The organism is Pseudoxanthomonas sp. LjRoot206, from assembly GCF_056175725.1.
The window spans coordinates 506,844-532,762 of record NZ_JBGFFI010000001.1; the positions used below are offsets into that span (position 1 = coordinate 506,844).

21 protein-coding genes and 1 tRNA gene are annotated in these 25,919 nt (G+C 69.1%); 11 read left to right on the forward strand and 11 right to left on the reverse strand.

Annotated elements, in window-relative coordinates:
• The 4 genes from AC04MD_RS02605 to AC04MD_RS02620 all read left to right on the forward strand — a co-directional run bounded on the left by AC04MD_RS02605 (window position 1) and on the right by AC04MD_RS02620 (window position 4,773).
• The gene (locus tag AC04MD_RS02605; RefSeq protein WP_475495761.1) at window positions 1-1,284 is read left to right on the forward strand and encodes a sialidase family protein; all 1,284 of its coding nucleotides are present in this window, start codon (window positions 1-3) and stop codon (window positions 1,282-1,284) included.
• Window positions 1,285-1,348: 64 nt separating this feature from the next.
• On the forward strand, window positions 1,349-1,762 hold the full coding sequence (locus tag AC04MD_RS02610) for a DUF2946 family protein (protein ID WP_475495762.1): 414 nt from the start codon (window positions 1,349-1,351) through the stop codon (window positions 1,760-1,762).
• Window positions 1,763-1,824: 62 nt separating this feature from the next.
• Window positions 1,825-4,026 carry a TonB-dependent receptor gene (locus AC04MD_RS02615; RefSeq protein WP_475495763.1) on the forward strand — a complete coding sequence of 734 codons (2,202 nt, stop codon included), beginning with the start codon at window positions 1,825-1,827 and terminating at the stop codon, window positions 4,024-4,026.
• A 69-nt stretch (window positions 4,027-4,095) separates the two neighbouring features.
• Complete coding sequence (locus AC04MD_RS02620) at window positions 4,096-4,773, forward strand: hypothetical protein (protein ID WP_475495764.1); 678 nt, start codon at window positions 4,096-4,098, stop codon at window positions 4,771-4,773.
• A gap of 3 nt (window positions 4,774-4,776) precedes the next feature.
• On the opposite strand, the gene AC04MD_RS02625 is transcribed toward AC04MD_RS02620, so the two are convergent.
• Window positions 4,777-5,328 carry a response regulator transcription factor gene (locus AC04MD_RS02625; RefSeq protein WP_475495765.1) on the reverse strand — a complete coding sequence of 184 codons (552 nt, stop codon included), beginning with the start codon at window positions 5,326-5,328 and terminating at the stop codon, window positions 4,777-4,779.
• Window positions 5,329-5,341: 13 nt separating this feature from the next.
• A complete protein-coding gene (locus AC04MD_RS02630) occupies window positions 5,342-6,577 on the reverse strand; it encodes an ATP-binding protein (RefSeq protein ID WP_475495766.1) in 1,236 nt (411 codons plus the stop codon).
• 84 nt (window positions 6,578-6,661) lie between these two features.
• On the opposite strand from AC04MD_RS02630, the gene ispG reads away from it, so the two are divergent.
• On the forward strand, window positions 6,662-7,927 hold the full coding sequence (gene ispG, locus AC04MD_RS02635; RefSeq protein WP_475495767.1) for a flavodoxin-dependent (E)-4-hydroxy-3-methylbut-2-enyl-diphosphate synthase: 1,266 nt from the start codon (window positions 6,662-6,664) through the stop codon (window positions 7,925-7,927).
• Window positions 7,914-8,603 carry a phosphatase PAP2 family protein gene (locus tag AC04MD_RS02640; RefSeq protein WP_475495768.1) on the forward strand — a complete coding sequence of 230 codons (690 nt, stop codon included), beginning with the start codon at window positions 7,914-7,916 and terminating at the stop codon, window positions 8,601-8,603. Before ispG ends, AC04MD_RS02640 begins: the two co-directional genes overlap by 14 nt.
• Window positions 8,604-8,768: 165 nt before the next feature.
• On the opposite strand, the gene AC04MD_RS02645 is transcribed toward AC04MD_RS02640, so the two are convergent.
• Window positions 8,769-9,374 (reverse strand): hypothetical protein, encoded by a 606-nt coding sequence (locus tag AC04MD_RS02645; RefSeq protein ID WP_475495769.1) that lies wholly within the window; start codon window positions 9,372-9,374, stop codon window positions 8,769-8,771.
• 55 nt (window positions 9,375-9,429) lie between these two features.
• Window positions 9,430-10,845, reverse strand: a complete 1,416-nt coding sequence (locus tag AC04MD_RS02650) for a pectin acetylesterase-family hydrolase (RefSeq protein WP_475495770.1) — start codon at window positions 10,843-10,845, stop codon at window positions 9,430-9,432.
• Window positions 10,846-11,224: 379 nt separating this feature from the next.
• On the opposite strand from AC04MD_RS02650, the gene AC04MD_RS02655 reads away from it, so the two are divergent.
• Entirely contained in the window at window positions 11,225-12,166 is a 942-nt protein-coding gene (locus AC04MD_RS02655; RefSeq protein ID WP_475495771.1) for a DedA family protein/thiosulfate sulfurtransferase GlpE, read from the forward strand.
• 4 nt (window positions 12,167-12,170) lie between these two features.
• On the opposite strand, the gene AC04MD_RS02660 is transcribed toward AC04MD_RS02655, so the two are convergent.
• Window positions 12,171-13,067 (reverse strand): diguanylate cyclase, encoded by an 897-nt coding sequence (locus tag AC04MD_RS02660; RefSeq protein WP_475495772.1) that lies wholly within the window; start codon window positions 13,065-13,067, stop codon window positions 12,171-12,173.
• A 95-nt stretch (window positions 13,068-13,162) separates the two neighbouring features.
• Between AC04MD_RS02660 and AC04MD_RS02665 the strand changes: the two genes are divergently transcribed.
• The gene (locus AC04MD_RS02665) at window positions 13,163-15,904 is read left to right on the forward strand and encodes a serine/threonine-protein kinase (RefSeq protein WP_475495773.1); all 2,742 of its coding nucleotides are present in this window, start codon (window positions 13,163-13,165) and stop codon (window positions 15,902-15,904) included.
• A gap of 13 nt (window positions 15,905-15,917) precedes the next feature.
• On the opposite strand, the gene AC04MD_RS02670 is transcribed toward AC04MD_RS02665, so the two are convergent.
• The 6 genes from AC04MD_RS02670 to AC04MD_RS02695 all read right to left on the reverse strand — a co-directional run bounded on the left by AC04MD_RS02670 (window position 15,918) and on the right by AC04MD_RS02695 (window position 21,536).
• Window positions 15,918-16,826, reverse strand: coding sequence for a DMT family transporter (locus tag AC04MD_RS02670; RefSeq protein WP_475495774.1), 909 nt, complete (start codon window positions 16,824-16,826; stop codon window positions 15,918-15,920).
• A 318-nt stretch (window positions 16,827-17,144) separates the two neighbouring features.
• Window positions 17,145-18,185 (reverse strand): UDP-N-acetylmuramate dehydrogenase, encoded by a 1,041-nt coding sequence (gene murB, locus AC04MD_RS02675; RefSeq protein WP_475495775.1) that lies wholly within the window; start codon window positions 18,183-18,185, stop codon window positions 17,145-17,147.
• Window positions 18,182-19,237 carry a quinone-dependent dihydroorotate dehydrogenase gene (locus tag AC04MD_RS02680; protein WP_475495776.1) on the reverse strand — a complete coding sequence of 352 codons (1,056 nt, stop codon included), beginning with the start codon at window positions 19,235-19,237 and terminating at the stop codon, window positions 18,182-18,184. Before AC04MD_RS02680 ends, murB begins: the two co-directional genes overlap by 4 nt.
• A 14-nt stretch (window positions 19,238-19,251) precedes the next feature.
• Window positions 19,252-19,530, reverse strand: coding sequence for a DUF4190 domain-containing protein (locus tag AC04MD_RS02685; RefSeq protein WP_475495777.1), 279 nt, complete (start codon window positions 19,528-19,530; stop codon window positions 19,252-19,254).
• A gap of 147 nt (window positions 19,531-19,677) precedes the next feature.
• Entirely contained in the window at window positions 19,678-21,210 is a 1,533-nt protein-coding gene (gene amaB, locus AC04MD_RS02690) for an L-piperidine-6-carboxylate dehydrogenase (protein WP_475495778.1), read from the reverse strand.
• Window positions 21,211-21,459: 249 nt separating this feature from the next.
• A tRNA-Arg gene (locus tag AC04MD_RS02695) sits at window positions 21,460-21,536 on the reverse strand.
• A gap of 114 nt (window positions 21,537-21,650) precedes the next feature.
• Between AC04MD_RS02695 and AC04MD_RS02700 the strand changes: the two genes are divergently transcribed.
• From AC04MD_RS02700 to AC04MD_RS02710, 3 genes are all read left to right on the forward strand, one after another.
• Window positions 21,651-22,106 carry a GNAT family N-acetyltransferase gene (locus AC04MD_RS02700; protein ID WP_475495779.1) on the forward strand — a complete coding sequence of 152 codons (456 nt, stop codon included), beginning with the start codon at window positions 21,651-21,653 and terminating at the stop codon, window positions 22,104-22,106.
• 332 nt (window positions 22,107-22,438) lie between these two features.
• Window positions 22,439-24,931 (forward strand): bifunctional aspartate kinase/homoserine dehydrogenase I, encoded by a 2,493-nt coding sequence (thrA, locus tag AC04MD_RS02705; protein WP_475495780.1) that lies wholly within the window; start codon window positions 22,439-22,441, stop codon window positions 24,929-24,931.
• A gap of 31 nt (window positions 24,932-24,962) precedes the next feature.
• Entirely contained in the window at window positions 24,963-25,892 is a 930-nt protein-coding gene (locus AC04MD_RS02710) for a homoserine kinase (RefSeq protein ID WP_475495781.1), read from the forward strand.
• Window positions 25,893-25,919 lie beyond the last annotated feature (27 nt).

Here is a 25,919-nt window from a genome sequence, read left to right on the forward strand (position 1 = left end):
ATGCTCACGTCCCGCTGGACCCGTCCCTTGTTGCCGGTGTTGCTCGCCGCGCTGGCCGCCTGTTCGCCCCCGGGCGAACCGGTGCCTACGGCCGTTGCGCCCTCACCCGTCGTGGACGTGGTGGACCTTCCTTCGCCGCCGGGCGCCGCACAGCCCGACCTGGTCTCGACGCCGGACGGTGCGCTGCTGTTGAGCTGGATCGAACCGGTGGACGGGGCAGGCCATCGGCTGCGTTTCAGCCGCCGGCCTGCAGGGACGGGGGGCTGGGAATCACCGCGCACGATCGCCGAAGGCGACACGTGGTTCGTCAACTGGGCCGACACACCGCATGTGTATGCACTGCCGGACGGCTCGCTGTGGGCGCACTGGCTGCGCAGTACCGGGCCGTCGCGGATGGATTACGGCATCGACCTGGTACGTTCCGGCGATGGCGGCACCACGTGGAGCGCGCCGCAACTGGTGCATCCGTCCGGCACGCCCGGCGACCATGGTTTCGTGACGTTCTGGCCGCAGGCGCGCGACCGGCTGGGTATCGCCTGGCTGGACAGCCGGCAGAAGGCAGCGTCCGGACATGCGGGTCACGACGGTGAAGGACACGACCACGCAGGCGGTGCGGCGATGATGCTGCGTGCCGCGACCTACGATGCGCAGGCGAAGCAGGTGGGAGAGTGGCCACTGGATACGTCCACCTGCGATTGCTGCACCACCTCGTCCGCGGTGACGGATCGAGGCGTGGTGGTCGTCTATCGCGGACGCGGCGATGGCGAGATCCGCGATACGCGCATCGTTCGCTTCGACGGCCAGCGCTGGACGCCGCCCCGCGATGTGCATGCGGATGGCTGGACGATCGCCGGTTGCCCCGTCAACGGGCCGATGGCGGTGGCGGACGGTGCCACGGTCTGGGTCGCGTGGTACACGGAAGCAGGTGGCGTGCCGGAACTGCGTGCGGCACGTTCGGACGACGCCGGCGATACGTTCGGTGCGCCGGTGACGCTGGCGAAGGGCATGCAGGTGCTGGGTCGCCTGGGCCTGGTCCTTGGCGATGGCCACCTGCTGGTGAGCTGGCTGGAACAGGCGCAGGACGAACGCCAGACGCTGGTGCTGGCGCGCTACGACGACGCCTGGGCGGGGGCGCAGCGCGTCGATGTCGCGATCCTGTCCGCACGTGGACGCGCGAGCGGCATCCCGCGACTGCAATGGCACGACGATGCCGCCTGGCTGGCGTGGACCGACGTGGCCGGCGAAAAGCCGCGGTTGCAAAGCGCACGCGTCGTGTTCCGCTGATGCGCCCGGGTGCGACACTTCGTCGCACCTGACCTGCATCACACGCTCCGGTTAGAATCCCGCGGTGATCCGTTCGTCCGTCTTCCTCCGACCGATGCTGCAGCTGGCTTTGCTGGCGGCGCTGCTGATGGCGTTCGCGCCGTCGGTCACGCGGTGGGTGAACGCCACGGGATCGCAGGTGCTGGCCGGCTGGACCGAGCTGTGTACGACCGATGGCATCAAGTGGGTCGATACGCGGGCCGAATCGCCGGTCGCCAAGGCCCCGTTCGGCAAGGCGCCATCACCCGCCGGCATGACGATGGGTGCCGATTGCGCCTACTGCACGCTGGCGGCCGCATTGCCGCTGTTGCTGCTCTGTATCGCCCTGCTGTTTCCGCGCCTCTCGGGCGGCATCCTCGTGGGATTGCCGGCGCTTCCACGCGTGGGACGACTGCGCCTGCGTGGCCTGGGCGGGCAAGGGCCGCCCGTCCTGCTCTGAACCACAAGACCCCTGATTGACCTTGCGGCCCGTGCGCCGCGTCCTTGTGCTTTGGAGTGTCCATGTCCCTGTCTTTCCGGGCGACGCCGCGTGCGTCCTGCCTGTCCGTGGCCGTTGCCGCGGCCCTGTCCGTTCCGTCCTTCGCCTTCGCGGCAGACCCGGTCGCGTTGCCCAACGGCTCCCGCGCCACTCAGCTCGACACGGTCGAGGTCAAAGGCCACAAGGCCGGCCTCGAGCAGGTCGCCGGCACCGGCACGCGCCTGTCGCTGACCCTGATGGAAACTCCGGCGTCGGTCACCGTCATCGACCGCGATGCGCTCGATGCGCGCGGAGTGCGCACCACGCAGGAAGCGCTGGCCGGCATTCCCGGCCTCACCGTCGCGTCGCCGCCGGGCAATGGCAATGCGGTGACGTACCGCGGCTTCTCCGGCAGCCAGATCACCCAGCTGTTCAACGGCATCGACGTGCAGTACGCCAGCATCGCCGCCCGACCGGTTGATGCGTGGCAGTACGAGCGAGTGGAAGCGATCGGCGGGCCGTCGAGTTTCCTGTATGGCGCCGGCGCGGTCGGAGGCACGATCAACTATGTCACCCGGCTGGCGCGACTGGACCGCGACGAGGCCGCCGTGCAGGCGTCGTGGGGTTCGTTCCGCGACGGCACGCTGGCGATGGGGGCCAACCTGCGCATCGGCGGCGACGAGGCGCGCCAGGCCGTTCGCGTGGATGCGAGCGCGCGCGATGGCGAGAGCTGGATCGACGGTCAGGAGCGCGAGGCGTCGACACTCGCCGCCTCGTGGCTGGTGCAACTGGCGCCCACGCTGCGCCACACCCTGGCGGTGGAGGTCCAGCAGGAGGACAGCCATCGTCCGTACTGGGGCACGCCGGTGCGCCAGCCGGCCACCGGCCGCCTGTCGGTGCTGCCGGAGACCATCGGCCGCAACTACAACGTCGCCGACGGCTACTACGGACAGGACGTGCGCTGGGCGCGTTCGCTGCTGGAATGGACACCGGGTGAGCACGACACCGTGCGCAACACGGTCTATCACTACGACGCGCTGCGCGACTACCGCAACGTCGAGAGCTACCGCCTGACCGCCGGCAACGACGACGTGATCCGTTCGGGCACGCTGCTGCAGCGGCACGACCAGCAGGTCTACGGCAACCGCCTGGAATGGAGCCATGACGGCACGCTGTTCGGCCTGCCCACGCAGTGGGCCACGGGCCTGGATGTCAGCTACAACCGGCAGACGCGTTTTCCGCTGTCGCTCTCGGCCACCGTGGACACGGTACCGCTCGACGCCGTCACGCCGGGCCGCTTCCTCGACGTGCCCGGCACGGCGATCGTCTACACGCCCGACCGCACCAACCGTCTGCACACGCAGGCGCTCTATGTCGAAAACCTGACCGAACTGACCCCGTCGCTGTCGCTGCTGACCGGCGTGCGCCGCGACCGCATCGTGCTGGACGTCGTCAACCATCGCGCAGTCACGCCCACCAATCCCGCGCGTTTCGAGCGCGAGTACACCCCCACGACCGGGCGTGCCGCGCTCACCTGGTCCATCACCCCGCAGGCGAGCGTCTACGCGCAGTACAGCACTGCGGCCGATCCACCGGCCGGCATCCTCAGTACGGCCAACTTCGCCACGCTGCGCGACTTCGATCTGACCACCGGACGCCAGGGCGAGATCGGCACGAAGCTGCAGACGCGTGACGGACGCAGCTTCGCCACGCTGGCCGCGTATCGCATCGTACGGCGCAATCTCGCCATCACCGATCCTGCCAATCCAGGACAGACATTGCCGGTCGGCCAGCAATCCTCGCGCGGTATCGAAGCGGCGTTCGGCTGGCGTCCGCTGGAGGCGTTGAGCGTCGAAGGCAACCTGGCCTGGGTCGATGCGACGCTGGACGATTTCTACGAGAACGTCGGCGGCGTGCCCGTATCGCGCGCGGGCAACCGGCCCACCAACACGCCCTCGCGCGTCGGCAACCTGTGGCTGGACTACCGCTTCAGTCCGCGCTGGTCGGCCGGCTTGGACGTGCGGGGCGTGTCGTCGCGCCATGCCAACGCGGCCAATACCCTGTCGACCGCAGGGTATGCGACGTGGGGAGCGCACGTGGCCATGCAGTTCGGCGACGACACGACGCTGACGCTGCGAGGGCGCAACCTCGGCGATCGCACCCATGCCGTCTACGCGCTGGGCAGCACGATGGTCTACCTCGGCGATCCCCGGACGTGGGAACTGGTGTTGCGCAAGGGGTTCTGACCGGTGCCGTGCGCGACGATGACGCGGATTTCGGTAAGGTAACGGCCGGACATCCGGAGGGCGCCTGCCATGCGTGGTCTCGACTTCAGTTCATGGCAGGGCCTGCTGACGACGCTGGCTGGGCTGGCGCTGATCACGCTGATCGGCGTCGGCATCCGGCTGGTGGTGATGCAGACGGTGCAGGAGCGGCGGGCGCGCGAGAACCGCCAGATCAACGAACGCCTGCGCACATTGATCGCCGCCTACAAGACGCTGGGCGGTTCGTTCACCGGTGACCTGGACGTCGATCCGACGCATCTGCGCGACCTGCGTCGGCGTGCGCGGGAAGAAGGAAGCGACGACGATACCGGCAGCGACCGTGGGCGCCGCATCCGCGATGCGGTCGAGGCGGCCTTGTCCGACATCATCCTGTTGGGCACCGACGATCAGGTACGGTTGGCGGCGCAGGCCGCCACCGACCTGGCGGCGGGTCGACCTATCCATACCCACGATCTGGTGGTGTCGTTGCGCGACTTCATCCGCAGCGTGCTGGACCTCGATCCGATTCCGTCCGGACTGGCGATACCGAGGCAGGGGCCGGCACGGCCGGTCGCGGCGAAAGGGAAGGGCGAGGGCGGCAAGGGCGACGGCCGCGGCGACGGCGGGCGAGGTGGTGGAGGCGGGACGGGCGCCGGCATGGGGGCGGGCGCCGGTCTCGGCATGGGGGCCGGGATGGCGATGGATCCCGACCGCGATCCCTCGCGCTGACCGCTATTCGTCGATCCAGCGACGCTCCGGTCCCGGTCGCTTCGCCAGCTTGCGTTGCAGCGAGCGCCGGTGCATGCCCAGCAGGCGCGCTGCGGCGGAGATGTTGCCTTCGGTTTCGGCCAGTGCCTGCTGGATGTGTTCCCACTCCAGCCGGCTCAGCGGCGTCATGGTGTCGTCCGCCGCGCTGCCTTCGTCCATGGCGGCCGGCGCTTCCAGTCCCAGCGCACGCAGGATGGTCGGTACCGTCGCCGGCTTGGGCAGGTAGTCGTCGGCGCCGCGCTTGATCGACTCCACGGCGGTGGCCACGCTGGCGTAGCCTGTGACCAGCAGGATCCGCATGTCGGCGCGCAGCGCGCGCAGCGGTTCGATTAAGGTCAGGCCGGAATCGGCGCCTAGCTTCAGGTCGACCAGGGCGAAATCGGGCCGATGTTCGCGTGCCCGCGCCAGCGCGCTGGCGGCGTCCAGCGCGATCTCGGTCTCGATGCCCTTGCGCCCAAGGCTGCGCTGCAGCGTGCGCGCATAGAGTTCGTCGTCGTCGACCAGCAGGCCTTTCATCGGATGCCTCCCATCAATGGGTTTCGTCGTGGCCTGCCACCGGCAGGCGGAATTGCACCTGCACGCCCTTCGGCGGCACGGCGCGCATGGTCATGCGTCCGCCCAGCCGCTCGATGGTGGCGTGCGACAGGGCCAGGCCCACGCCCATGCCCTCGGGCTTGCTGGTGCGGAACAGTTGCTCGGACTGGAACGGCAGCGCTTCGTGGAAGCCGTTGCCGTAATCGCGCACGGTGCCGACCAGTTCCCCGTCTTCGCAGCGCAGGTCCAGGTCCACGCGCTGCGAGCCGGCCTGTCGGCTGGCATCGGCGGCGTTGTTCAATAGCGCCTGCAGCAAGTGCCCGGTGGATGCATCGGTCGGCAGCCACGGCGGCAGGGCGCCGGTGCGCTGCAGCTCCACGGTCGGGCGGATCAGCTGCCAGCGCTGCACCACGTCGTCGAGGTCCACGCGCTGATGCACGCCCATGTCGGCCGAAGCGGCGAGCGCGCGCACGCGGTCGCGGCACACGTCGATCAGCTGGCGCATGGTGCCGGCGTCCTCGCGGATGTCGGGTTCGGCCGCGTGCTCGCGGATGTCCTCGGTCAGCAGCGTCAGCGTCGCAAGCGGTGTGTTCAGTTCGTGCGCGACCGCGGCGGCATGCGTGGCCAGCGCGACGATGCCTTCGTTGCGCGCGAAGCGCTCGCGCAGGCGGGCCAGTTCCTGTTCGCGCAGGCGCAGCGCGGCGACCAGGCGCGTGGAGAAGTACAGCACCACGGCCGCCGACAGCACGAAGTTCACGCCCATGCCCCACAGATGCACGTTGAAGGCATCGTCGTGCAGGTGCGGCAGCGGGCGACCGAAGATGGCCGTCAGCACGTAGCCCAGCAGGCAGGCCACGCCGGTGGCGATCACCCAGCGCAAGGGGAGTGCCAGCGACGACACCGCGATCAGCAGCAGGAACATCGAGCTGAACGGATTGCCGATGCCGCCACTCCAGGCGACCAACCAGGACAGCACGGCCACGTCGACCAGCATGTGGGCGAAGGCCTCGGCGGCGGTTTCTTCGCCGGGCCGGCGGCTGCGCCAGGTGGCGTAGACGTTGAACAGGGCCAATGCGCCGATGCCGGCCCACAGCGGCCAGCGCGGCAGGTCGATGCCGAGGGGACCCAGCGCCACCAGCACGGTCACCGCCTGTCCCACGATCGCCACCCAGCGCAGGTTGCACAGCGTGCGCAGGAACGACGGCGACAGGGTCAGCAGGGTATTCGGCATGCTCCCATGCTAGTGCAAGGCCGTGGACCGGCGCCTGCGTCAGGGTGTCGCAGGACGGCGAGGCGCCCACGCTACAATGCGGCCATGCACGACGCCGTCACCCGCCCCACGCCCCCCACCGACGCCGCGCCCTGGCCGCGCCGCATCACCCAGGCCGTCCGGATCGGCAACGCCACCGTCGGCGGCGGCCGTCCGGTGGTGGTGCAGTCGATGACCAATACCGACACCGCCGACATCGCCGGCAGCGTGAAGCAGGTGGCCGAACTGTGGCGCGCCGGTTCGGAAATGGTCCGCCTGACGGTCAACAATCCCGAGTCCGCCGCCGCCATTCCGCGCATCCGCGAGAAGCTGGAGATGATGGGCATCGCGGTGCCGCTGATCGGCGACTTCCACTACAACGGCCACCAGTTGCTGGCGGGCGAACCGGCCTGCGCCGAGGCATTGGCCAAGTACCGCATCAACCCGGGCAACGTCGGCTTCGGCAAGAAGAAGGACACCCAGTTCGCCCAGCTGATCGAGTTCGCGATCCGCTACGGCAAGCCGGTGCGCATCGGCGCCAACTGGGGCTCGCTGGACCAGGCGCTGGCCGCGCAGCTGATGGACGAGAACCACACGCGCGAAACGCCGTGGGACGCCGGCCGCGTGCTGCGCGAGGCGCTGATCCGCTCGGCGGTGGATTCGGCCGAACGCGCCGTCGAGATCGGCCTGCCGCGCGACCGCATCGTGCTGTCGGCCAAGGTCAGCGGCGTGCAGGAACTGATCGCGGTCTACCGCGACATGGCGGCCCGCACCGATTTCGCCCTGCACCTGGGCCTGACCGAGGCCGGCATCGGCAGCAAGGGCATCGTCGCGTCGAGCGCGGCGCTGGCGGTGCTGCTGCAGGAAGGCATCGGCGACACCATCCGCATCTCGCTGACCCCGGAACCCGGCCAGTCGCGCACGCAGGAAGTCATCGTCGCGCAGGAACTGCTGCAGACCACCGGCCTGCGCGCGTTCACGCCGATGGTTACCGCCTGCCCAGGTTGCGGCCGCACCACGTCCGAATTCTTCCAGGAGCTGGCCAAGGTCGTGCAGGAACACGTGCGCGGCAAGATGCCGGAATGGAAGGTCACGCATCCGGGCGCGGAGAACATGACGCTCGCGGTGATGGGCTGCGTGGTCAACGGGCCCGGCGAATCGCGCCACGCCAACATCGGCATCTCGTTGCCCGGCACCGGCGAGGCGCCGGCCGCGCCGGTATTCGTCGACGGGGAAAAGAAGGTCACCCTGCGCGGCGAGAACATCGCGCACGAGTTCGTCGCGTTGATCGACGACTACGTCGAGAGCAAGTACGCGCGTGTCGCCGGCTGAGCGGTTGGCCCAAGGCCGGCGTCTCATCGCCAGCCTTCTGCGCGAGCACGGCGGCCGCCTCGTCCTGCTGTTCCTCTGCCTACTGGCGCCGCTGTGGGCCTTCGTCGAGCTGGCCGACGAAGTGCATGAGCTCGAGGCGTTCTATTTCGACGATCCGTTGCTGTGGCACGCGCATGCCATGACAGGGCCAGCGCTGGACCGGTTCTTCATCTTCATGTCCGCGATCGGCTACCAGTGGGGCGTGGTGCCGGTCGATATCGCACTGACGCTCGGTCTGCTGATCGCGCGTCGCTGGCGAGAAGCCACGTTCGCCGGCGTGTCGTTCGCCGGCTCGGCGCTGCTCAACATGGCGACCAAGCAGTTCTTCCAGCGCGACCGGCCGACGCTGTGGGAATCGATCGCGCCCGAGCACACCTTCAGCTTCCCCAGCGGCCATGCGATGGGCTCCGCGACGCTGGCGATGGTGGTCGTGCTGCTGTGCTGGCATACGCGCTGGCGCTGGCTGGCGGTGGCGCTGGCCGGCAGCTTCGCGCTGCTGGTCGGCATCTCGCGCATCTACCTGGGCGTGCACTATCCGTCCGACATCCTCGGCGGCTTCGCGGCCGGCATCGCATGGGTATCGGGTGTCTATCTGGTGCTGTATCGCGTGCGTGGACGGCCATGGCTGGCCCGCTAGGCAGTTGCCAGCGGTTGTAGGAGCGACGTAAGTCGCGACCGGATCAACGACAGGTCCTGACACCTCAACGAATCATGATCGATCCAGCACCACGGAGCGTGCTGCATGGATCACGACGCGATGGCGTGCGGTCGCGACTTACGTCGCTCCTACAGAGGAGCAATCCTAGGGTGCGTACGCACGCTCGCGCTCTTCCTGCAGCCGTTGGCGCAGGTACTGGTCGCGGGTGAGGCCAGCGGGAATCGAGGTCATCGCCATCACCTCGCTGACGACCTGGGCTTCGCGTGCCTTGTACGACTGGAAGCGGGGATCGCTGGCCTGCTGCGTCGCGAAGGCGGCCATGCGCTGGTCGGCATGCGCGCGGTAGCGGTCGGCCATCTCGGCGACCGCCGCAGCCTGCTCGGCGGGATCGTCAACGGTGGCCTTGATCAAGGCGGTACGCAGCAGCACGGCTTCGCCGGCGGACAGGCCATCCTCGGCCTCGTAGCGGTCGATCTGGCGCGACAGCGCGTCGGCGCGTTCACTGCGCTCGACGGCACGCAGCGACGGTGCGCGCGCGAAGAAGTCCTTCGCATCGGCCTCGAAGCGCTGGCGCTCGCGATGCGCCTGCGCTTGTGGCGTGGCCTGCAGTGAGGCCAATGGCAATGCGGAGGTGGCCTCAGTCGACGCGGACGATGTCGTTTCGCCAGGATCCCGCGCGTCGTTCTTCCACCAGACCACGGCCGCTGCGAAAACCAGGCAGGGCACCAGCAGGGTCAGCAGTTTCTTCATTCCCGGGTCCTCGAGTACCCGGACCGCCGCATCGCGACGGTCCCGGACATCGTCCTCAGCCCATCAACTGGTCCACCAGCCAGTACAGCAGGTTGAACGGCTTGGCCTTGTCGGCCTTGTCGTCCTGTTCGCTGGCGTCGAGCACCTTGCCCTGGCCGTCGAGCACGCTGTCGATGAAGTGCTTCAGCTCCAGGTTCTGCGCCTGCACGTCGGCGTTCTTGAAGTCGACGATGGTGGTGCAGTGGCTTTCGTTGAGCGCGCGGTACTGCGGGAAATAGCCGCCGACATTGTTCAGCCCGTTCAGGCGGTCGCGCAGGCGGGCGGTGTCGGTGTTCCAGCGGGCATGGATGCGCGCTTCCTTGGTCGCCTGGTCCGGCGCGTTGGCGATGTCGGGATAGAAGCGCTCGTACGAGTACGAGGAGTAGTTGAGGTCCTTCCAGAAATGCGTATGGCCAAGCCGGTCGCTCGCGTACTTGCTGGACAGGGCTGGATACAGCGTGCCGAGCTCGTTGAGGTCGAACTGCGGCAGGCCGCTGGCGAGGTAGGGCAGCGGGCCGTTCGGCTGGTCCAGGCCCCAGGCACTGCGGATCAGCGCCATCAGCGGCTGCGACGGGTAGTCGACCGGGTTGCCGTTCTTCGGGGTGGGGAAGATCGGGCCGGAGTCGTCGATCAGGAAGCTGCGTGTGGGCGCCAGGTCGCGGCGCAGCGGGTGGTAGCTGGTCAGGCTGCCGGCACCGCCTGCGCTGCAGCCGGTGGAGAGCATCTGCGTGGGCCGGGGCAGGTTGTCCTTCAGCCAGCTCACCACCGCACGCACGTTGCGCGCGCCGTTGTGGTGCCAGACCAGCGGCGCATTCTGCCCGCTCGGGTCGTTGTACACGGCCACCTTGTCGCCGCTGTAGATGTCGCCGGTGCAGTAGGGCACGTAGACCATGTTCCAGCCCTGCGTCTTCACCCCGTCGAAGGGACTGACGCGGGTGACGAACGGGCTGACCAGGCTGGCGCCCGGATTCAGCAGGCCCATGTAGTCGTCGGGGATGCCATTGGGGTTGCGCGCGCCGCGGATGCCGCTCTGGCCGCTGCAACTGGCGTAGTCCCAGCAGGCGCCGCCGCCTTCCATGTAGATGATGGTGTTGCGGGTGTCGGCCACGCGGTTGACGAAGAACTTGAACGGCGAGCCGTCGCCACAGACCGCGCCCGTCGAAGGCGCCAGCTGGATGGTCTGCCAGGCGTCGTAGCGGCCGGGTTGGAAGCCGTCGTTGAAGCCGGATGGGTTGGACAGCAACGGATAGTTGCCGGTGCGCTGCGCGGCGGTGACCTTGTTGTCGGCCTTGGGCGGCGAGACCAGGTTCACCAGCGTCTGCCAGAAACTGTAGTCGCCTTCCTCGGCCTTCAGCGGGGCGGCGATGGCGAGGGTCAGCGTGGCGGTGGCGAGGACGAGGGGCAGGCGGGCGGGTCGTACGGGTGCAACCATGATCGGATCCTCCGGCGAGAGTCAGAGCGGACGTTCAACGGGATGGACTGCCTTGGCGTGCGGCACACCCTGGGGGCGGCGACCGTACAGCGGCGCATGGTGGTGCGTTCGTCTCGCTGCGGGATTAAGCCGGCGTGATGGCACGGGGTTTGGCTGCCCATGCCCCCGACATTGGCCGCGATGCCCCCCTTCGCCGGCGTCGTGGACGGTCAGGTAAACGGGACGATCCTGCGGCGCAGCACGCGTCCGCGGCTTGGTATACGCGTGCGCTATCCCCGCCGGACAACGGATCGTTGCGGGCCGATGGCTTGCCGCCGCCCTCCTGCGGATCGAACATGCCGGCTCGCCGCGACGCGCGGCAGCAGCGACGGGGATCGCGATGCAGGACGTGGTGGACAAATACGGCGTGCTGCTGGTGTTCGCCAACGTGCTGGCGTTGTCGCTGCGCCTGCCGGTACCGGCGATGCCGACGCTGATCCTGGTCGGCGCCGGACTGGCGCTGCAGCCGGAGGCGATGTGGCTGCCGCTGCTCGGCGTGCTGGCAGTGTCGGTCGCGGCCAGCCTGATCGGCGACAGCGTGTGGTTCTACGCCGGCCGCCGCTACGGCAACCGCACGCTGCAGTCGCTGTGCCGGTTGTCGCTGTCGCGCGACACCTGCATGAAGCGTACCGAGCGCTTCTATGGCCGCTTCGGCATCCGCGTCCTGTCGGTGGCGAAGTTCATTCCCGGCCTGTCGATGGTCTCGGTGCCGCTGGCCGGCGCCATGCAGGCGCGACTGCCGCTGTTCCTGCGCTACGACGGCCTGGGCGCTGCGCTGTGGGCCGCGTTGGGGCTGGGGCTGGGCGTGGTGTTCTCACGGCAGGTGGAAACCGTCATCGACACGCTGTCGCAGCTCGGCGCCGGGGCGGGCGTGCTGGTCGGCATCGCGCTGGCGGCCTACGTGGGCTGGCGCTGGTGGCGCCGGCGCGCGCTGCTGGCGTCGCTGGAAGCGGCACGCATCGAGCCGGTAGACCTGGACGGCCTGATCCGCAACGGCCAGGCGCCTGTTGTATTCGACATCCGCGCGCCGGGATTCCGCGACGTCGATCCGTACCGGATTCCCGGCGCGGTGTTCGCGGACGAGCGCCAGCTCGACGGCATCCTCGCCACCTATCCGCGCGAGCAGCGCATCGTCATCTACTGCGCCTGCCCGGACGAGGTTTCGGCCGCCTGGATGGCGGGGCGGCTACGCCGTGCCGGCTTCCGTGACGTGCTGCCGCTGCGTGGCGGCATCGACGCGTGGCGCGCGCAGGGATACGGCGTGGAGCCGCTGACCGGCTGAGCCGTCAGTGCTCGATGCAGACCCGGTTGCGGCCTTCGCTCTTGGCGCGGTACAGCGCTGCGTCGGCGGCGGCCATCATGCGGCTGCAAGTGTCGCGCTCGGGCGTCAGCGCGGCGATGCCGATGCTGACCGTGATCGTCTGCGCTTCGCCGCCCGGTTTGAACACTACCGCCTCCACCGCTTCGCGCAGGCGCTCGGCGAAGCCGTAGGCCGCCTCGGGCCCGCACTCCGGCAGCAGCACCGCGAACTCCTCGCCGCCGATGCGGGCGGCGGCATCGTCGTTGCGCACGTGGCGGCGGACGAGTCCGGCGATCTGCTTCAGCACGTGGTCGCCGGAGATGTGGCCGTAGCGGTCGTTGATCGGCTTGAACAGGTCCACGTCGATGATGCACATGGTCAGATCGCGCTGGTGGCGCATCGCGCGGGCGATCTCCTTCTCCACCGTCTCGATGAAATGGCGGCGGTTGTACATCTCCGTTAGTGCATCGTGGGTGGCGAGCTGGTAGATCTCCTCGTGGTAGCGCGCTTCCACGCTGCTGTGGCTGATGAACTTCAGGATGCTCTCGCCCAGCGTGATGTGGTCGCCGTCGGCCAGCACCATTTCGGACACCGGCGCGTCGTTGACGCGTGTGGTGTTGGTGGCGCCGAGGTCGCGCACGCGGTAGCTGTCGCCGTCGCGCCAGAGCTCGCAGTGCAGGCGCGAGACGCTGTTGTGGGGGATGTGCAGGTCGGCCTCCTGCGAGCGGCCCACGCGCACGCGCGCGGTGTCGATGTCGGCGCGCCGGCCCAGGCCTTCGCCATGGATCACCACCACGCATGCGGACCGGTGCGACGACGGCGTCGGGCCGTCGCTCAGGATGGTCCGTTGCGTGGTCGGTGGATTGAGGAAGTCCCGGGACATGCGAGCGCGGCAGGCAGGTGCGGGACCGAGTGTAACGGATCGGTCGGTCAACTCACGCTTCCGCTACCATGCCGGGGCGCACCGGGGACAGTGGCATGACATCGCAACCTTACGACGACCTCGCACCCACCGAGAGCCTGGCGACGCGTCTGACAGACGCGCCTACGTCGGCTGACGGCACGCTCGCGCCCGGCGCGCGGCTGGGCCATTACCGGATCGAGGCCCTGCTGGGCCGCGGCGGCATGGGCGAGGTCTACCGCGCCGCGCAGCTGGAGCCGGTGCGGCGCGAGGTCGCGCTGAAGCTGATGCGCGTCCAGCGCCTGCAGGCCCGCCACCTGGCCTGGTTCGAAGTGGAACGGCAGGTACTGGCGCAGATGCGCCACCCGGCGATCGCCCAGATCTACGACGCCGGCACCACCGAGGAAGGCTATCCGTTCTTCGCGATGGAGCTGACCGACGGCAGCCCGATCACGCGCTACTGCCGCGACCAGCGCCTGCCGCTGGATGCGCGCGTGGCCTTGTTCATCCGCGTCTGCGAAGGCGTGCAGCACGCGCACCACAAGGGCGTGGTGCACCGCGACCTCAAGCCCGGCAACCTGCTGGTGGACACGCTCGACGGCAGGCCGGCGCCGAAGATCATCGATTTCGGCATCGCCATGGCCGCGTCGCTGGCCGGCGATGCGGCGCTGGAGCGCGCCGGCACGCCCGAATACATGAGCCCCGAGCAGGCGCAGGGCGATACCGGGCAGGTCGACACGCGCAGCGACGTCTATTCGCTGGGCGTGGTGCTGTGCGAACTGGTGACCGGCGTGCGTCCGGAAGCGGCCGGCGAAACCTGGTCCGCCGATACCCCGACGGCCGTGGCACCGTCGTCGCGGCTGGCCGCGCTGCCGGCCGGGCAGGCGCAGCAGATGGCGCAGGAGCGTGGCCTGTCGCTGGCGCGGATGCGCGAGCGGCTGCGCGGCGACCTCGACTGGATCGTGCTGAAGGCCATGCAGCACGACCGCGATGCGCGTTACGACTCGGTCGCCGCGCTGGCGGACGACCTGCAGCGGTATCTCGACGGTCGCGTGGTGTCGGCGGTGCCGCCGAGCCGCGGCTATGCCTGGCGCAAGTTCCTGCGCCGCCATCGCACGGCGGCCGTCGCCGCCGGGTTCGCGTTGCTGGCGTTGCTGGGCGGACTGGGCCTGTCGCTGTACGGCCTGCAGCAGGCGCGCACGCAGCGCAGCGTCGCCGAGGCTCGCAGCGCCGAGCTTGAGAAGGTCGCCGCGTTCCAGCAGTCGATGCTGGAAGGCATCGACATCGAGACCATGGGCGTGGGCCTGTCCGAGGGCCTGGTGCGCCAGGTCAGCAGCGTGGACCCGTCCGCCGCCGACGCGTTCGGCGCCACGCTGGCCAAGACCAGCACGAACGACCTGGCGCGCGACCTGGTCGACCGTCAGTTGCTGGCGAACGCGGAAGAGGCGATCGCGCGCGATTTCGCCGACCAGCCCGACGTGGCAGCCAGCCTGCGCGAATCGGTCGGCCACGTGTATGCCGCCATCGGGCTGTACGACAAGGCGGCCGCGCATTTCTCGCAGGTGGCCGATTACCGCAGCCGCGTGCTCGGCGAGGGCGCGCAGGACACCCTGCGCGCGCGCAACGACCAGGTGAAGGCGCTGCTGGAAGGTGCGCACATCGACCAGGCCGAGGCGGCGCTGCAGAGGGCATTGCCGCGTGCGTTCGCGCTGGCGGACAACGACCGCGTGCGGGTGAAGCTGGAACTGGCGCAGGCGCAGGTGATCTCGGCGCGCGGCGACCGCCCGCGCGCGAAGGGCGTGATCGAGGCCGTGCAGGCGCGGCTGCTGGCCAGTGCGGGTCCGGACGATCCGGCGACGCTGGAGGCGACCAATGACCTCGCGGCGGTGCAGCGCAACCTCGGCGAGCTCCCCGAGGCGCGCGCCAACATGGAAACCGTGGTTGCACGGCGCACCGCCACGCTGGGTCCAGATCACGAGGAAACGCTGTCGGCGATGGGCAACCTCGCGGTGTTGCGCATCATGAACCGCGAGAAGGACGCGGCCATCGCCCTGCAGCGCGACCTGACCGATCGCTACATTGGCAAGCTGGGCAGCGAACACCCGGTCACGCTGCAGGCCCGCAGCACGCTGGCCACGATGATGATCGACGGCGCCGACGCCGCATCGGTGGAGAAGGCGTTGCCGCTGCTGCAGGACGTCCTGGCCGCACGCGAACGCGTGCTCGGCCGCGATCATCCGCAGACCGTCCGCACGCGCCTGAACCTGGCCACGGCCTTCGCGCGTCGGAAGGACTACGCGTCGGCGCTGCCGCTGGAAGAGCAGGTCATCACCGCGCGCAGTCGCGTGCTTGGCCCGGGCCATCCGGACACCCTGTCCATCCTCGTCAACCATGCCGGCACGCTGCTCAATGCGGGCCAGGCGGAAGCCTCGCTGCGCCTGCTGGCCGATGTGCAGCCGCTGGCGTTGAAGACGCTGGGCGAGAAGCATCCGCAGGCGCAGGCCACGATGGTCATCCGCGCCGAAGCGCTGCGGGTGCTGGGTCGCGTGCCGGAAGCGCTGGCCGAATTCCAGCGCCTGTTCGAGCTGCGCCGGCGTGCGCTGGGCGAGACGCACGTGGAAACGCGCACGGCAGCGTGGAACCTGATCGACACCTACCGCGAACTGGGTCGTCCGAAAGAAGCGGAGCCGCTGTACCGCCAGTACATCGCGCCGCTGCTGGCAGCGGACCCCACGACGCTGGATGACGCCGACGCCGAACTCGCGGAGCGTTATCGCGAGAACAAGCGGCCGGGCAGGCAGCCGACCACGCGCGGCTGAGCCCGCGTGGCGGTCACTCCCCGGGTTTGGCGCCCGCGCTCGGCGCTTCCGACGCGGCGCGACGGGACAGCACCGCCTCGCGGTGCGCGATATAGGCGTTGGCGCCGAAGATGATGCCGGCGCCGACCAGGGTCCAGGCGTCCAGCGTCTCGTCGAACAGCAGCCAGCCGAACAGCGCCACCACCGGCAGCTGCATGAAGCTGATCGGCGTCAGCGCCGACACTTCGCCCAGCTTCAATGCACGCGTCCACAGCATGTGGCCACCGGTGCCGAGCACGCCCGCCGCGATCACCCACACCCAGGTGATGCCCTGCGGCCATTCCCATACCGCCAGCGCCGGTACCAGCGACATCGGCACCCACAGCAGCGTGGTGTAGATGACGATGCGGTCCGCCGGCTCGGTGTTGGACAACTGCTTGATCTGGATCGCCACCAGCGCGCTCATCACCGCCGCCAGCACGGCGATCATCGCGTCGACGGTGAACTGCGACGTGCCCGGCCGCACGATGATCAGCACGCCGATGAAGCCAAGCACCACCGCGGTCCAGCGGCGCGCGCGCACCTGCTCGTTGAGCATCGCCGCGGCGGCGAGGGTGACGAACAGCGGGGTGGAATACGACAGCGAGACCGCCTGCGCCAGCGGCAGGTGGCCGATCGCCCAGAAGCCGGCCAGCATCGAGCAGATGCCGATCACGCAGCGGAACAGGTAGCGCGGGAACTGGGTGGTCTTCAGGAAGCCCGGCCCGTGGCGCAGGATCAGCGGTGCCGCCGCGAGCAGGCCGAAGAAGTTGCGGAAGAACGCGATCTCGAACGTATGCAGCGTGGCCGAGGCCAGCCGGATCGCCACCACCATCAGCGCGAAGAACACCGTGCTGCCCAGCATCAATGCGGCGGCGCGGTAGTGGGCGGGCAGGGTGGGCATCAACGTTCCGGATCTGCCCCTTCCCCCGCCTGCGGGGGAAGGCTGGGATGGGGGCGAGCGGCTCCGAGACGTTCGAACGCGCCGCCGATCATTGCCGGCACGACGCAGCGAAGATCCGCCCCTTTCCCCGCCTGCGGGGGAAGGGGCGGATGGGGGCGAACGGAGTCCATGAGCGCGGGTATGCGGTCGATGGGTCGCCGCACTCGCTGCCATCGCGGTCGCCGAGGGCGGTCGGCTTCGGCATCCCCCCACCCCAACCCTCCCACGCACGCGGGGGAGGGAGCTGTATCCGAGGCAGGATGAGGATCATGGGAGGGGCTACCAGCTCGCCCCGATGATCTTCGGTTCCGGCTCGATGGCGACGCCGAAGCGCGCCTGGACCGACGCGGCGATCTTCCTGGCCAGTAGCAGCAGCTGCGCACCGGTCGCCTCGCCGTGGTTGACCAGCACGAGGGCGTGCGCGGCGGAGACGCCGGCGTCGCCGTCGCGGTGGCCCTTCCAGCCACAGGCTTCGATCATCCAGGCCGCCGACAGCTTGCGGTTGTGCGCGGCGTCGCCGCGGAACACCGGCAGAGTGGGGTAGTCGACCAGCAACGCGTCGGCCTGCGCCTGCGAGACGATCGGATTCTTGAAGAAGCTGCCCGCATTGCCGACCACGGCAGGGTCGGGCAGCTTGCGCTGGCGGATGCGGATGACCGCGTTGCCGACGTCGCGCGCGGTCGGATCGGCGATGCCCATCGCACCCAGCTCGTCTCGGATGCCCGCATAGTCCAGGCGCAGCGCCGGCGCGCGCGGCAGCAGGAACTCGACCGCCGTCACCAGGTAGCGGTCGGCGTCGTGCTTGAACACGCTGTCGCGGTAGGCGAAGGCGCAGGCGTCGCGGTCCAGCCGCACCCGCGTGCCCCGGCGACGATCGAGCGCTTCGACGACATGGATGAATTCGCCCACCTCGGTCCCGTAGGCGCCGATGTTCTGGATCGGCGACGCACCCACCGTGCCCGGGATCAGCGCCAGGTTCTCCAGTCCGCACAGGCCCTGGTCCAGCGTCCACATCACCAGCGGATGCCAGGCCACGCCGGCGTCGGCGCGGACGAGGGCCTGTACGCCGTCGTCGGACAGCACGCGCAGGTCGTGCGTGGCCATCGCGATGACGGCGCCCGGCGCGTCGCCGGCGAACAGCAGGTTGCTGCCGCCGCCGATGATCAGCGGTTCGGCTCCGGCGACCTGCGGCAGCGCGAGCACCTCATCCAGTGCGGCGGCATCATCGACCTCGATCAGCCACGGCGCCCGCGCAGGGACACCGAACGTCGTGCGCGCACGCAGCGGGGCGTTCGCGGTGACGCGGTAGCCGCTCGTCATTCCGGCGCCACCGGACCGCCGCTGCGGGCCTCGCGACGGCGGCGGATGGCTTCCACGCATTCGCGGATCAGCTCGGGACCGCGGTAGACCAGGCCGGTATAGCACTGCACCAGCGAGGCGCCGGCAGACATCTTCGCCACCGCGTCGGCGCCGGACAGGATGCCGCCCACGCCGATCAGCGGGATCGCATCCGGCAGGCGCGTGCGCAGGCGGCGCAGCACCAGCGTGGACTGGCCCATCAGCGGCGCCCCGGACAGGCCGCCGGTCTCGCGTGCATGCGCATGCTCCTGCACGCTGATGCGCGAGACGGTGGTGTTGGTGGCGATGACGCCGTCGACCTGCATGTCGCCGAGCACGCGCGCGACCGCATCGATATCGCTGTCGGACAGGTCGGGCGCGATCTTCACCAGCATCGGCACGCGCTTGCCGTGCTGCGCGGCCAACTCTTCCTGTGATTCGCGCAGGGTGCCGATCAGCTGGCGCAGCGCCTGCTCTTCCTGCAGCTCGCGCAGGCCGGCGGTGTTTGGCGAAGAAATGTTGACGGTGATGTAGTCCGCCAACGGGTAGACGCGCTCCAGGCAGTACAGGTAATCGGACGCGGCGCGCTCGTTGGAGGTGTCCTTGTTCTTGCCGATGTTGATGCCGAGCAGGCCGCGGTCGCGGCGCGCGGCCTCGACATTGCGGACCAGCGCGTCGACGCCCTCGTTGTTGAAGCCGAGGCGGTTGATGACGGCCTGGTGCTCCGGCAGGCGGAACATGCGCGGCTTCGGATTGCCCGGCTGCGGCTTGGGCGTGACCGTGCCGATCTCGACGAAGCCGAAACCCAGCGCGAACAGCGCATCGATGTGTGCGCCGTTCTTGTCCAGGCCCGCGGCCAGGCCGACCGGATTGGGAAAGGTCAGGCCCATGAGCTTGGTGGGCATCGGCGTGATCGGCCTCGCCATCAGCGGCGTGGTACCGGTGCGGTAGGCCAGGTCGAGCGCCTTCAGGCCCATGCCATGGGCGGTTTCGGCATCGAGGCCGAAGAGGAAGGGGCGGGCGAACGAATACATGGACGCGAGCGGGCTCAGCTCAACGTCGCCAGCCAGGCCAGGCCGCCGAAGAACAGGAAGATGGCGGCGATACCGAGGATCCACAACAGCGCCGACACCCAGCCCAGCACCAGGCCACCGATCGCCAGTCCGTCGCCGTCCAGCGTGCCTGCGCTGCGGCGGATCTCGGCGCGCGCCATGTGGCCGGTGATGATGGCCACGAGCGTGCCGATGACGGGAAGGAGGGTCCAGCCGAGGATGCCGGACACGAGGCTGGCAATGGCGAGACTGCTGGTGGTGCGGACTGGGGTCATCTGAGGGCTCCGTGCAGGGGTCAGGGAGGCGGGATGGCGCAGGCTCGGACAGGCAAAAAAACGCGCCACCCGTGAAGGTGGCGCGATTATCCCAGAAGCGGGCCCGTCCAGGGCGGCCGGCTTGCAGCCATGCCGGCCTTGCTTCCGTCAGAGGTCGAACTTGATGCCCTGCGCCAGCGGCAGCGAATCCGAATAATTGATGGTGTTGGTCTGCCGGCGCATGTAGACCTTCCACGCATCCGAACCGGATTCGCGTCCGCCGCCGGTGTCCTTCTCGCCACCGAAGGCGCCGCCGATCTCGGCGCCGCTGGTGCCGATGTTGACGTTGGCGATGCCGCAGTCGCTGCCGGCCGCCGACAGGAACTGCTCGGCCGCCTTGAGGTTCTGGGTGAAGATCGACGACGACAGGCCCTGCGGCACAGCGTTCTGCATCTCGATGGCTTCGTCCAGCGTCTTGTACTTCATCACGTAGAGGATCGGCGCGAAGGTCTCGTGCTGGACGACCTCATCGGAATTCTTCAGGCCGGTGACGATCGCCGGCAGCACGAAATTGCCCGGACGGTCGATCGCGGTGCCGCCGGTCTCGACGGTGCCTCCGCTGGCCTTGGCCTTGGCGATGGAGTCGAGGAACTGCTGCACGGCGCCCTGGCTGTTGAGCGGGCCCATCAGGTTGGCCGGGTCGGTCGGGTCGCCGATCTTGCCTTCCACCTGCTTGTACGCCTTGATCAGCGTGGCCAGCACGGTGTCGTAGATGGATTCGTGCACGATCAGGCGGCGCGTGGTGGTGCAGCGCTGGCCGGCGGTGCCGACGGCACCGAACACGATGCCGGGCACGGCCAGCTTCAGGTCGGCGGTTTCGTCCAGGATGATGGCGTTGTTGCCGCCCAGCTCCAGCAGGCTGCGGCCCATGCGGCGCGCGACGCGCTCACCGACCGTGCGGCCGACCTGGGTGGAACCGGTGAAGCTGATCAGCGGGACCCGCTTGTCGTCGACGAACTGCTGCGCCAGCTCGACGCCGGCGTCGTTGATCAGGAAGAAGATGTCCGGGAAGCCGCCTTCCTTCAGCGCGTCGTTGCAGATCTTCATGCTGGCGATCGCGGTCAGCGGCGTCTTGTTGGACGGCTTCCAGATGCAGATGTCGCCGCAGATGCCGGCCAGGAACGAGTTCCACGCCCACACGGCGACCGGGAAGTTGAACGCGCTGATGATGCCGACCAGGCCCAGCGGCTGGTACTGCTCGTACATGCGGTGGCCGGGACGCTCGGAGTGCATGGTGTAGCCGTACAGCATGCGGCTCTGGCCCACGGCGAAGTCGGCGATGTCGATCATCTCCTGCACTTCGCCGTCGCCTTCGGGCTTGCTCTTGCCCATTTCCAGCGCGACCAGCGAGCCCAGCGCGTCCTTGTGCTTGCGCAGTGCTTCGCCGCACAGGCGGATCGCTTCGCCGCGGCGCGGGGCGGGGGTGGTGCGCCAGATCTTGAATGCGGCCTGCGCGCGGGCGACCACCTTCTCGTAGTCGGCCTGGCTGCTGGCGTGGACCTCGGCGATCACCTCGTTGGTGGTCGGGTTGATCGACTGCAGCAGGCCGGCGTCGGTGGTCTTGGACCACTCACCGCTGCCGAGGTAGGTGCCGGAGTTGGTGGTGGTAAGGCCGAGGGCCTTGAGGAGGTCAGCAGGCATGGAAGCTCCAGGGTCAGTGCACGGGATGCCGCCGGAGATCGCGCGGCATCGAAAGAGGTGCGCGATTCTACCAGAGCGGGCCGACCGGACCTTGCGTAAGTCCGTGTTTTTCCAAGCGATTCCCGGGTTGCGGCGCGTTGCACGGAACGACGAGGAATCCGTGCCGGGCTTTGTTCGGATTGCCGATGCGGGAACGGATCGATCGTCGATTCGCCGAGGCGCGCAGGTGGCGCGGGGCGATGGGAGAGATGGTGACCCCGGCGCGATTCGAACGCACGACCTGTCCCTTAGGAGGGGACCGCTCTATCCAGCTGAGCTACGGGGCCATCGACCGCGATTCTCGCACGAAGCGGGCCGCGGCACGACGCACGGACACCTTGGCCATATCCCGCCAGCGGTCCGCGTGGCACTGTGGCGTCAGTCCCCACCTGCCGGCCTGCATGGACATCCGCCTCGACGATCTCCGTCATCCCGCTGTCATCGCCCTCCTGCAGGAGCACCTGGACTGGATGCGTCGCACGTCACCACCGGAAAGCGTGCATGCGCTCGATCTCGACGCTCTGCGCGGCCACGACATCAGCTTCTGGGCGGTATGGGATGGCGAACAATTGGCCGGCTGCGGTGCGTTGCGCGAACTGGATGCGGGCCATGGCGAAGTGAAGTCGATGCGCACGGCGCAGCGCCATCTGCGTCGCGGCGTGGCCGCGAAGATGCTCGCCCACATCGTCGACGAGGCCCGCCGACGCGGCTACCGGCGGCTGAGCCTGGAGACCGGATCGATGGCGTACTTCGCGCCAGCCCACGCGCTGTACGCGCGTGCGGGCTTCACGCCGTGCACGCCGTTCGGCGATTACGTGGACGACCCGAACAGCGTCTTCATGACGCGCGCGCTGTAGAGTGCGCGCCATTGGTTTCAGTTGCATCCATCTGAAATCCTTGGCTTTGTTGCGTCGCAGCGCTTGACAGCCCCCCGGGGTGGCGTGCTTTTCTTCCTCCATGCGCTCCCATGCCTCGCACGCCATGTCCTCCACGCCGGCCCCGTCGCCAGCGATGGTGCGTGCGGGTGCCGGACGCACGTCCATTACCACCACCATTACCACCCTGACTCGTCGGGTGCGGTTGGTTGTGTTCGCGTAATCCGCAGACCACGGCCCCGCACCCGGATCAGGATGCAGGGCCACCCCACTTCCTGATGCGTGCCGGGCCTCCTACCCGAGGTTCCTGACCCATGTCGTCCCGCAGCACCGAAGTCGAACAGCCCAAACCGCGCACCGTCGTCCACAAGTTCGGCGGCACCTCCGTTGCCGATGCCGACCGCTACCGCCATGTGGCGCAGCTGCTGCTCGCGCGCGACGAAGACCTGCAGGTCACGGTCGTCTCCGCGATGAAGGGCGTCACCGATGCCCTGATCGAGCTGTGCGAACTCGCGGCCGCCAACCGTCCCGAATGGCAGGACAGCTGGCATGCGCTGCGTGCGCGCCATCGCGGCGCAGCGGTGGCGCTGCTGGGCGAGTCCGCCGGGCCGGTCATCGAATGGGTGGACGAACGCTTCCAGCGACTGCACGAGATCCTCAACGCGCTGATCGTCATTGGAGGCCTGCCGGAGCTGGTCCTGCAGCGCGTGCAAGGACTGGGCGAGGTGTGTTCGGCGCGCTTGCTGGGCGAGTACCTGACCCTGCAGGGCGAGGATTGTGCGGTGCTGGACGCACGCGAGGTGCTGCGCGTCGACCATGGCGAGCTTGGCGTCGTCGTCGACTGGGACACCAGCGCGCAGCGGCTGGCGGCATGGCAGGCCTCGCACCCGCAGCGCCGGGTCGTCGCGACGGGCTTCGTGGCACGCGACCGCGAGGGCCGCTTCACCACTCTCGGACGCAACGGCAGCGACTACTCGGGGGCGATCTTCGCCGCGCTCTACGACGCGGCGGAACTGCATATCTGGACCGACGTGGACGGGGTGCTGTCGGCCGACCCGCGCCTGGTGCCGGAGGCCGTGCAACTGGAGGCACTGAGCTACGACGAAGCCTGCGAACTGGCCTACTTCGGCGCCAAGGTCGTGCACCCGCAGACCATGTCGCCGGCGATGGAGCGCGGACTGCCGATCATCATCCGCAACACCTTCCATCCGGAGCATCCCGGCACGCGCATCACCGCCGAACGCGATGCGGTCGGTCCGGTCAAGGGCCTGACGTTGAGTGCCGACTTGGCGCTGTTGAACCTGGAGGGCACCGGCCTGATCGGCGTGCCGGGCACCGCCGAGCGCGTATTCGCCGCCCTGCGTAATGCGCACGTGTCGGTGGTGATGATCTCGCAGGGATCGTCGGAGCATTCGATCTGCTGCGTGGTCAGGGCCAGCGAAGCGGCGAAGGGACAGGCGGCGTTGCTGGAGGCGTTCGCGCACGAACTGGATACCAAGCAGATCCAGCGCGTGCAGCGCCGTGACGGCGTCAGCGTGCTGGCCGCCGTCGGCGATGGCATGGCGGGAACCCCGGGCGTGTCCGCGCGCCTGTTCGGTGCGTTGGCGCATGCCCAGGTGAACATCCTGGCCATCGCGCAAGGCTCGTCCGAACGCAATATCTCGGTCGCCATCGACGGCACCGACGCCACCAAGGCGCTGCGTGCCGCGCATGCCGGCTTCTGGCTGTCGCCGCAGACATTCGCGGTCGGCGTGATCGGTCCGGGCAACGTCGGTGCGACGCTGATCGAACAGTTGCGCGCCGCGCAGCCGCAGTTGCTGGGCAAGGCCAACCTCGACCTGCGCCTGCGCGCCATCGCCTCCAGCAAACGCATGCTGCTGGACGAGCGCTGCATCGGCGCCGACTGGCGCGCGCGGTTCGACGCCAGTCCGCAGGGGGCCGACCTGGACCGCTTCACCCAGCACCTGCTGTCGGCGCACATGCCACATGCGGTGATCGTGGACTGCAGCGCCAGCCCGGAAGTGGCGGACCGCTACGCCGAGTGGCTGGCGGCCGGCATCCACGTGATCACGCCGAACAAGCAGGCCGGCGCCGGTCCGCTGGCGCGCTACCACGCGATCCGCGACGCCGCGGCCGCCAGCGGCGCGCGCTTCCGCTATGAAGCGACGGTCGGCGCCGGCCTGCCGGTGATCTCCACGCTGCGCGACCTGCTGGATACCGGCGATACGGTGGTGTCGGTGGAAGGCATCTTCTCCGGCACGCTGGCGTGGCTGTTCAACAAGTTCGACGGCAGCGTGCCGTTCTCGCAGCTGGTCACCGAAGCGCGTGGCCTGGGCTATACCGAACCGGATCCACGCGACGACCTGTCGGGCACCGACGTGGCGCGCAAGCTGGTGATCCTGGCGCGTGAGGCCGGCCGCGAACTCGCGCTGGAGGACGTGCAGGTCGAGAGCCTGGTGCCGGAGGCGCTGCGGCAGGCCAGCGTCGACGACTTCATGGCGCGGCTCGGCGAGGTGGATGCCACCTTCGGCGAACGGCTGGCAAGGGCCCGTGCCGCCGGCAACGTGTTGCGCTACGTCGCCCGACTCGATGCAGAGGGCCGCGCCAGGGTGGGCCTGGTGGACCTGCCGGCCGCGCATGCGTTCGGCAACCTGCGCCTGACCGACAACATCGTGCAGTTCACCACCCGCCGTTACTGCGACAATCCGCTGATCGTGCAGGGCCCAGGTGCGGGTCCGGAAGTCACCGCCGCCGGTGTGTTCGCCGATGTATTGCGCGTGGCGGCAGGGCAGGGTGCGAAGCTGTGAGGCATCCGATGAAGAAGGACGTGGAGTGGGCATGAGGCAGCAGGCAAGTGCGTTCTCGCCGGCATCGGTGGGCAACGTCGGCGTGGGGTTCGACATCCTGGGCCATGTGATCGAAGGCGTCGGCGACACCGTCACCGTGCGCCGCATCGAGGTACCCGAGGTGCGGATCGCCGCGATCCGCGGGGCGACCGTCGACCTGCCGCTGGATGCGCCGGGCAATACCGCGGGCGCGGCGCTGATCTCCTTGCGCGAAGCGCTGGCGCTGCCGTTCGGCTTCGAGGTCGAGATCGAGAAGGGCATTCCGCTCGGCTCCGGCATGGGCGGTTCCGCCGCCTCGTGCGTGGCGGCGCTGGTCGCTGCCAATGCGCTGCTCGATGCGCCGCTGTCGCACGAGGCGCTGTATCCGCACGCGCTGGTCGGCGAGGCCGTCGCCAGCGGCGGCAAGCATGGCGACAACCTTGGCCCGATGCTGCTGGGCGGGCTGGTACTGTCGACCGCCGACCGGCTGGTGCGCATCCCTGTGCCCGAGCACTGGCACAGCGTGCTGGTGCATCCGGACGCGATCCTGGAGACGCGCCGCGCACGCGCCGCGTTGCAGGGCGCGTACGAACTGAAGGACTTCGTGGCACAGAGCGCCAACCTTGCGTTGATGCTCGCCGGCTGCCATGCCGGCGATGCCACGCTCGTACGCGATGGCCTGCGTGACGTCCTCGTCGAGCCGCGCCGTGCGCCGCTGATCGTCGGCTTCGATGCGGCCAAACAGGCGGCGCTGGAGGTCGGTGCCATGGGGGCCAGCATTTCCGGTGCCGGTCCCAGCGTGTTCGCGTGGTTCGAATCGCGTGTTGAAGCCGAAGCGGCCGCGCCGGCCATCCAGGCAGCGTTCGCGGCCGCGGGCTTCGACAGCCAGGCTTGGGTGTCCCCGATCAATGCGACCGGCGCCGAACTGCTGTCCGCCAACTGATTTCTTCACTCCGGTCGTCGCGTCTCG

Bases quoted from the DNA above. Each gene is read 5' to 3' on its own strand.
- AC04MD_RS02605 (WP_475495761.1), top strand. From the start codon at position 1: ATGCTCACGTCCCGCTGGACCCGTCCCTTGTTGCCGGTGTTGCTCGCC.
- AC04MD_RS02615 (WP_475495763.1), top strand. From the start codon at position 1,825: ATGTCCCTGTCTTTCCGGGCGACGCCGCGTGCGTCCTGCCTGTCCGTG.
- AC04MD_RS02620 (WP_475495764.1), top strand. From the start codon at position 4,096: ATGCGTGGTCTCGACTTCAGTTCATGGCAGGGCCTGCTGACGACGCTG.
- AC04MD_RS02625 (WP_475495765.1), bottom strand. From the start codon at position 5,328: ATGAAAGGCCTGCTGGTCGACGACGACGAACTCTATGCGCGCACGCTG.
- AC04MD_RS02630 (WP_475495766.1), bottom strand. From the start codon at position 6,577: ATGCCGAATACCCTGCTGACCCTGTCGCCGTCGTTCCTGCGCACGCTG.
- ispG (WP_475495767.1), top strand. From the start codon at position 6,662: ATGCACGACGCCGTCACCCGCCCCACGCCCCCCACCGACGCCGCGCCC.
- AC04MD_RS02645 (WP_475495769.1), bottom strand. From the start codon at position 9,374: ATGAAGAAACTGCTGACCCTGCTGGTGCCCTGCCTGGTTTTCGCAGCG.
- AC04MD_RS02650 (WP_475495770.1), bottom strand. From the start codon at position 10,845: ATGGTTGCACCCGTACGACCCGCCCGCCTGCCCCTCGTCCTCGCCACC.
- AC04MD_RS02655 (WP_475495771.1), top strand. From the start codon at position 11,225: ATGCAGGACGTGGTGGACAAATACGGCGTGCTGCTGGTGTTCGCCAAC.
- AC04MD_RS02660 (WP_475495772.1), bottom strand. From the start codon at position 13,067: ATGTCCCGGGACTTCCTCAATCCACCGACCACGCAACGGACCATCCTG.
- AC04MD_RS02665 (WP_475495773.1), top strand. From the start codon at position 13,163: ATGACATCGCAACCTTACGACGACCTCGCACCCACCGAGAGCCTGGCG.
- AC04MD_RS02670 (WP_475495774.1), bottom strand. From the start codon at position 16,826: ATGCCCACCCTGCCCGCCCACTACCGCGCCGCCGCATTGATGCTGGGC.
- murB (WP_475495775.1), bottom strand. From the start codon at position 18,185: ATGACGAGCGGCTACCGCGTCACCGCGAACGCCCCGCTGCGTGCGCGC.
- AC04MD_RS02680 (WP_475495776.1), bottom strand. From the start codon at position 19,237: ATGTATTCGTTCGCCCGCCCCTTCCTCTTCGGCCTCGATGCCGAAACC.
- AC04MD_RS02685 (WP_475495777.1), bottom strand. From the start codon at position 19,530: ATGACCCCAGTCCGCACCACCAGCAGTCTCGCCATTGCCAGCCTCGTG.
- amaB (WP_475495778.1), bottom strand. From the start codon at position 21,210: ATGCCTGCTGACCTCCTCAAGGCCCTCGGCCTTACCACCACCAACTCC.
- AC04MD_RS02700 (WP_475495779.1), top strand. From the start codon at position 21,651: ATGGACATCCGCCTCGACGATCTCCGTCATCCCGCTGTCATCGCCCTC.
- thrA (WP_475495780.1), top strand. From the start codon at position 22,439: ATGTCGTCCCGCAGCACCGAAGTCGAACAGCCCAAACCGCGCACCGTC.
- AC04MD_RS02710 (WP_475495781.1), top strand. From the start codon at position 24,963: ATGAGGCAGCAGGCAAGTGCGTTCTCGCCGGCATCGGTGGGCAACGTC.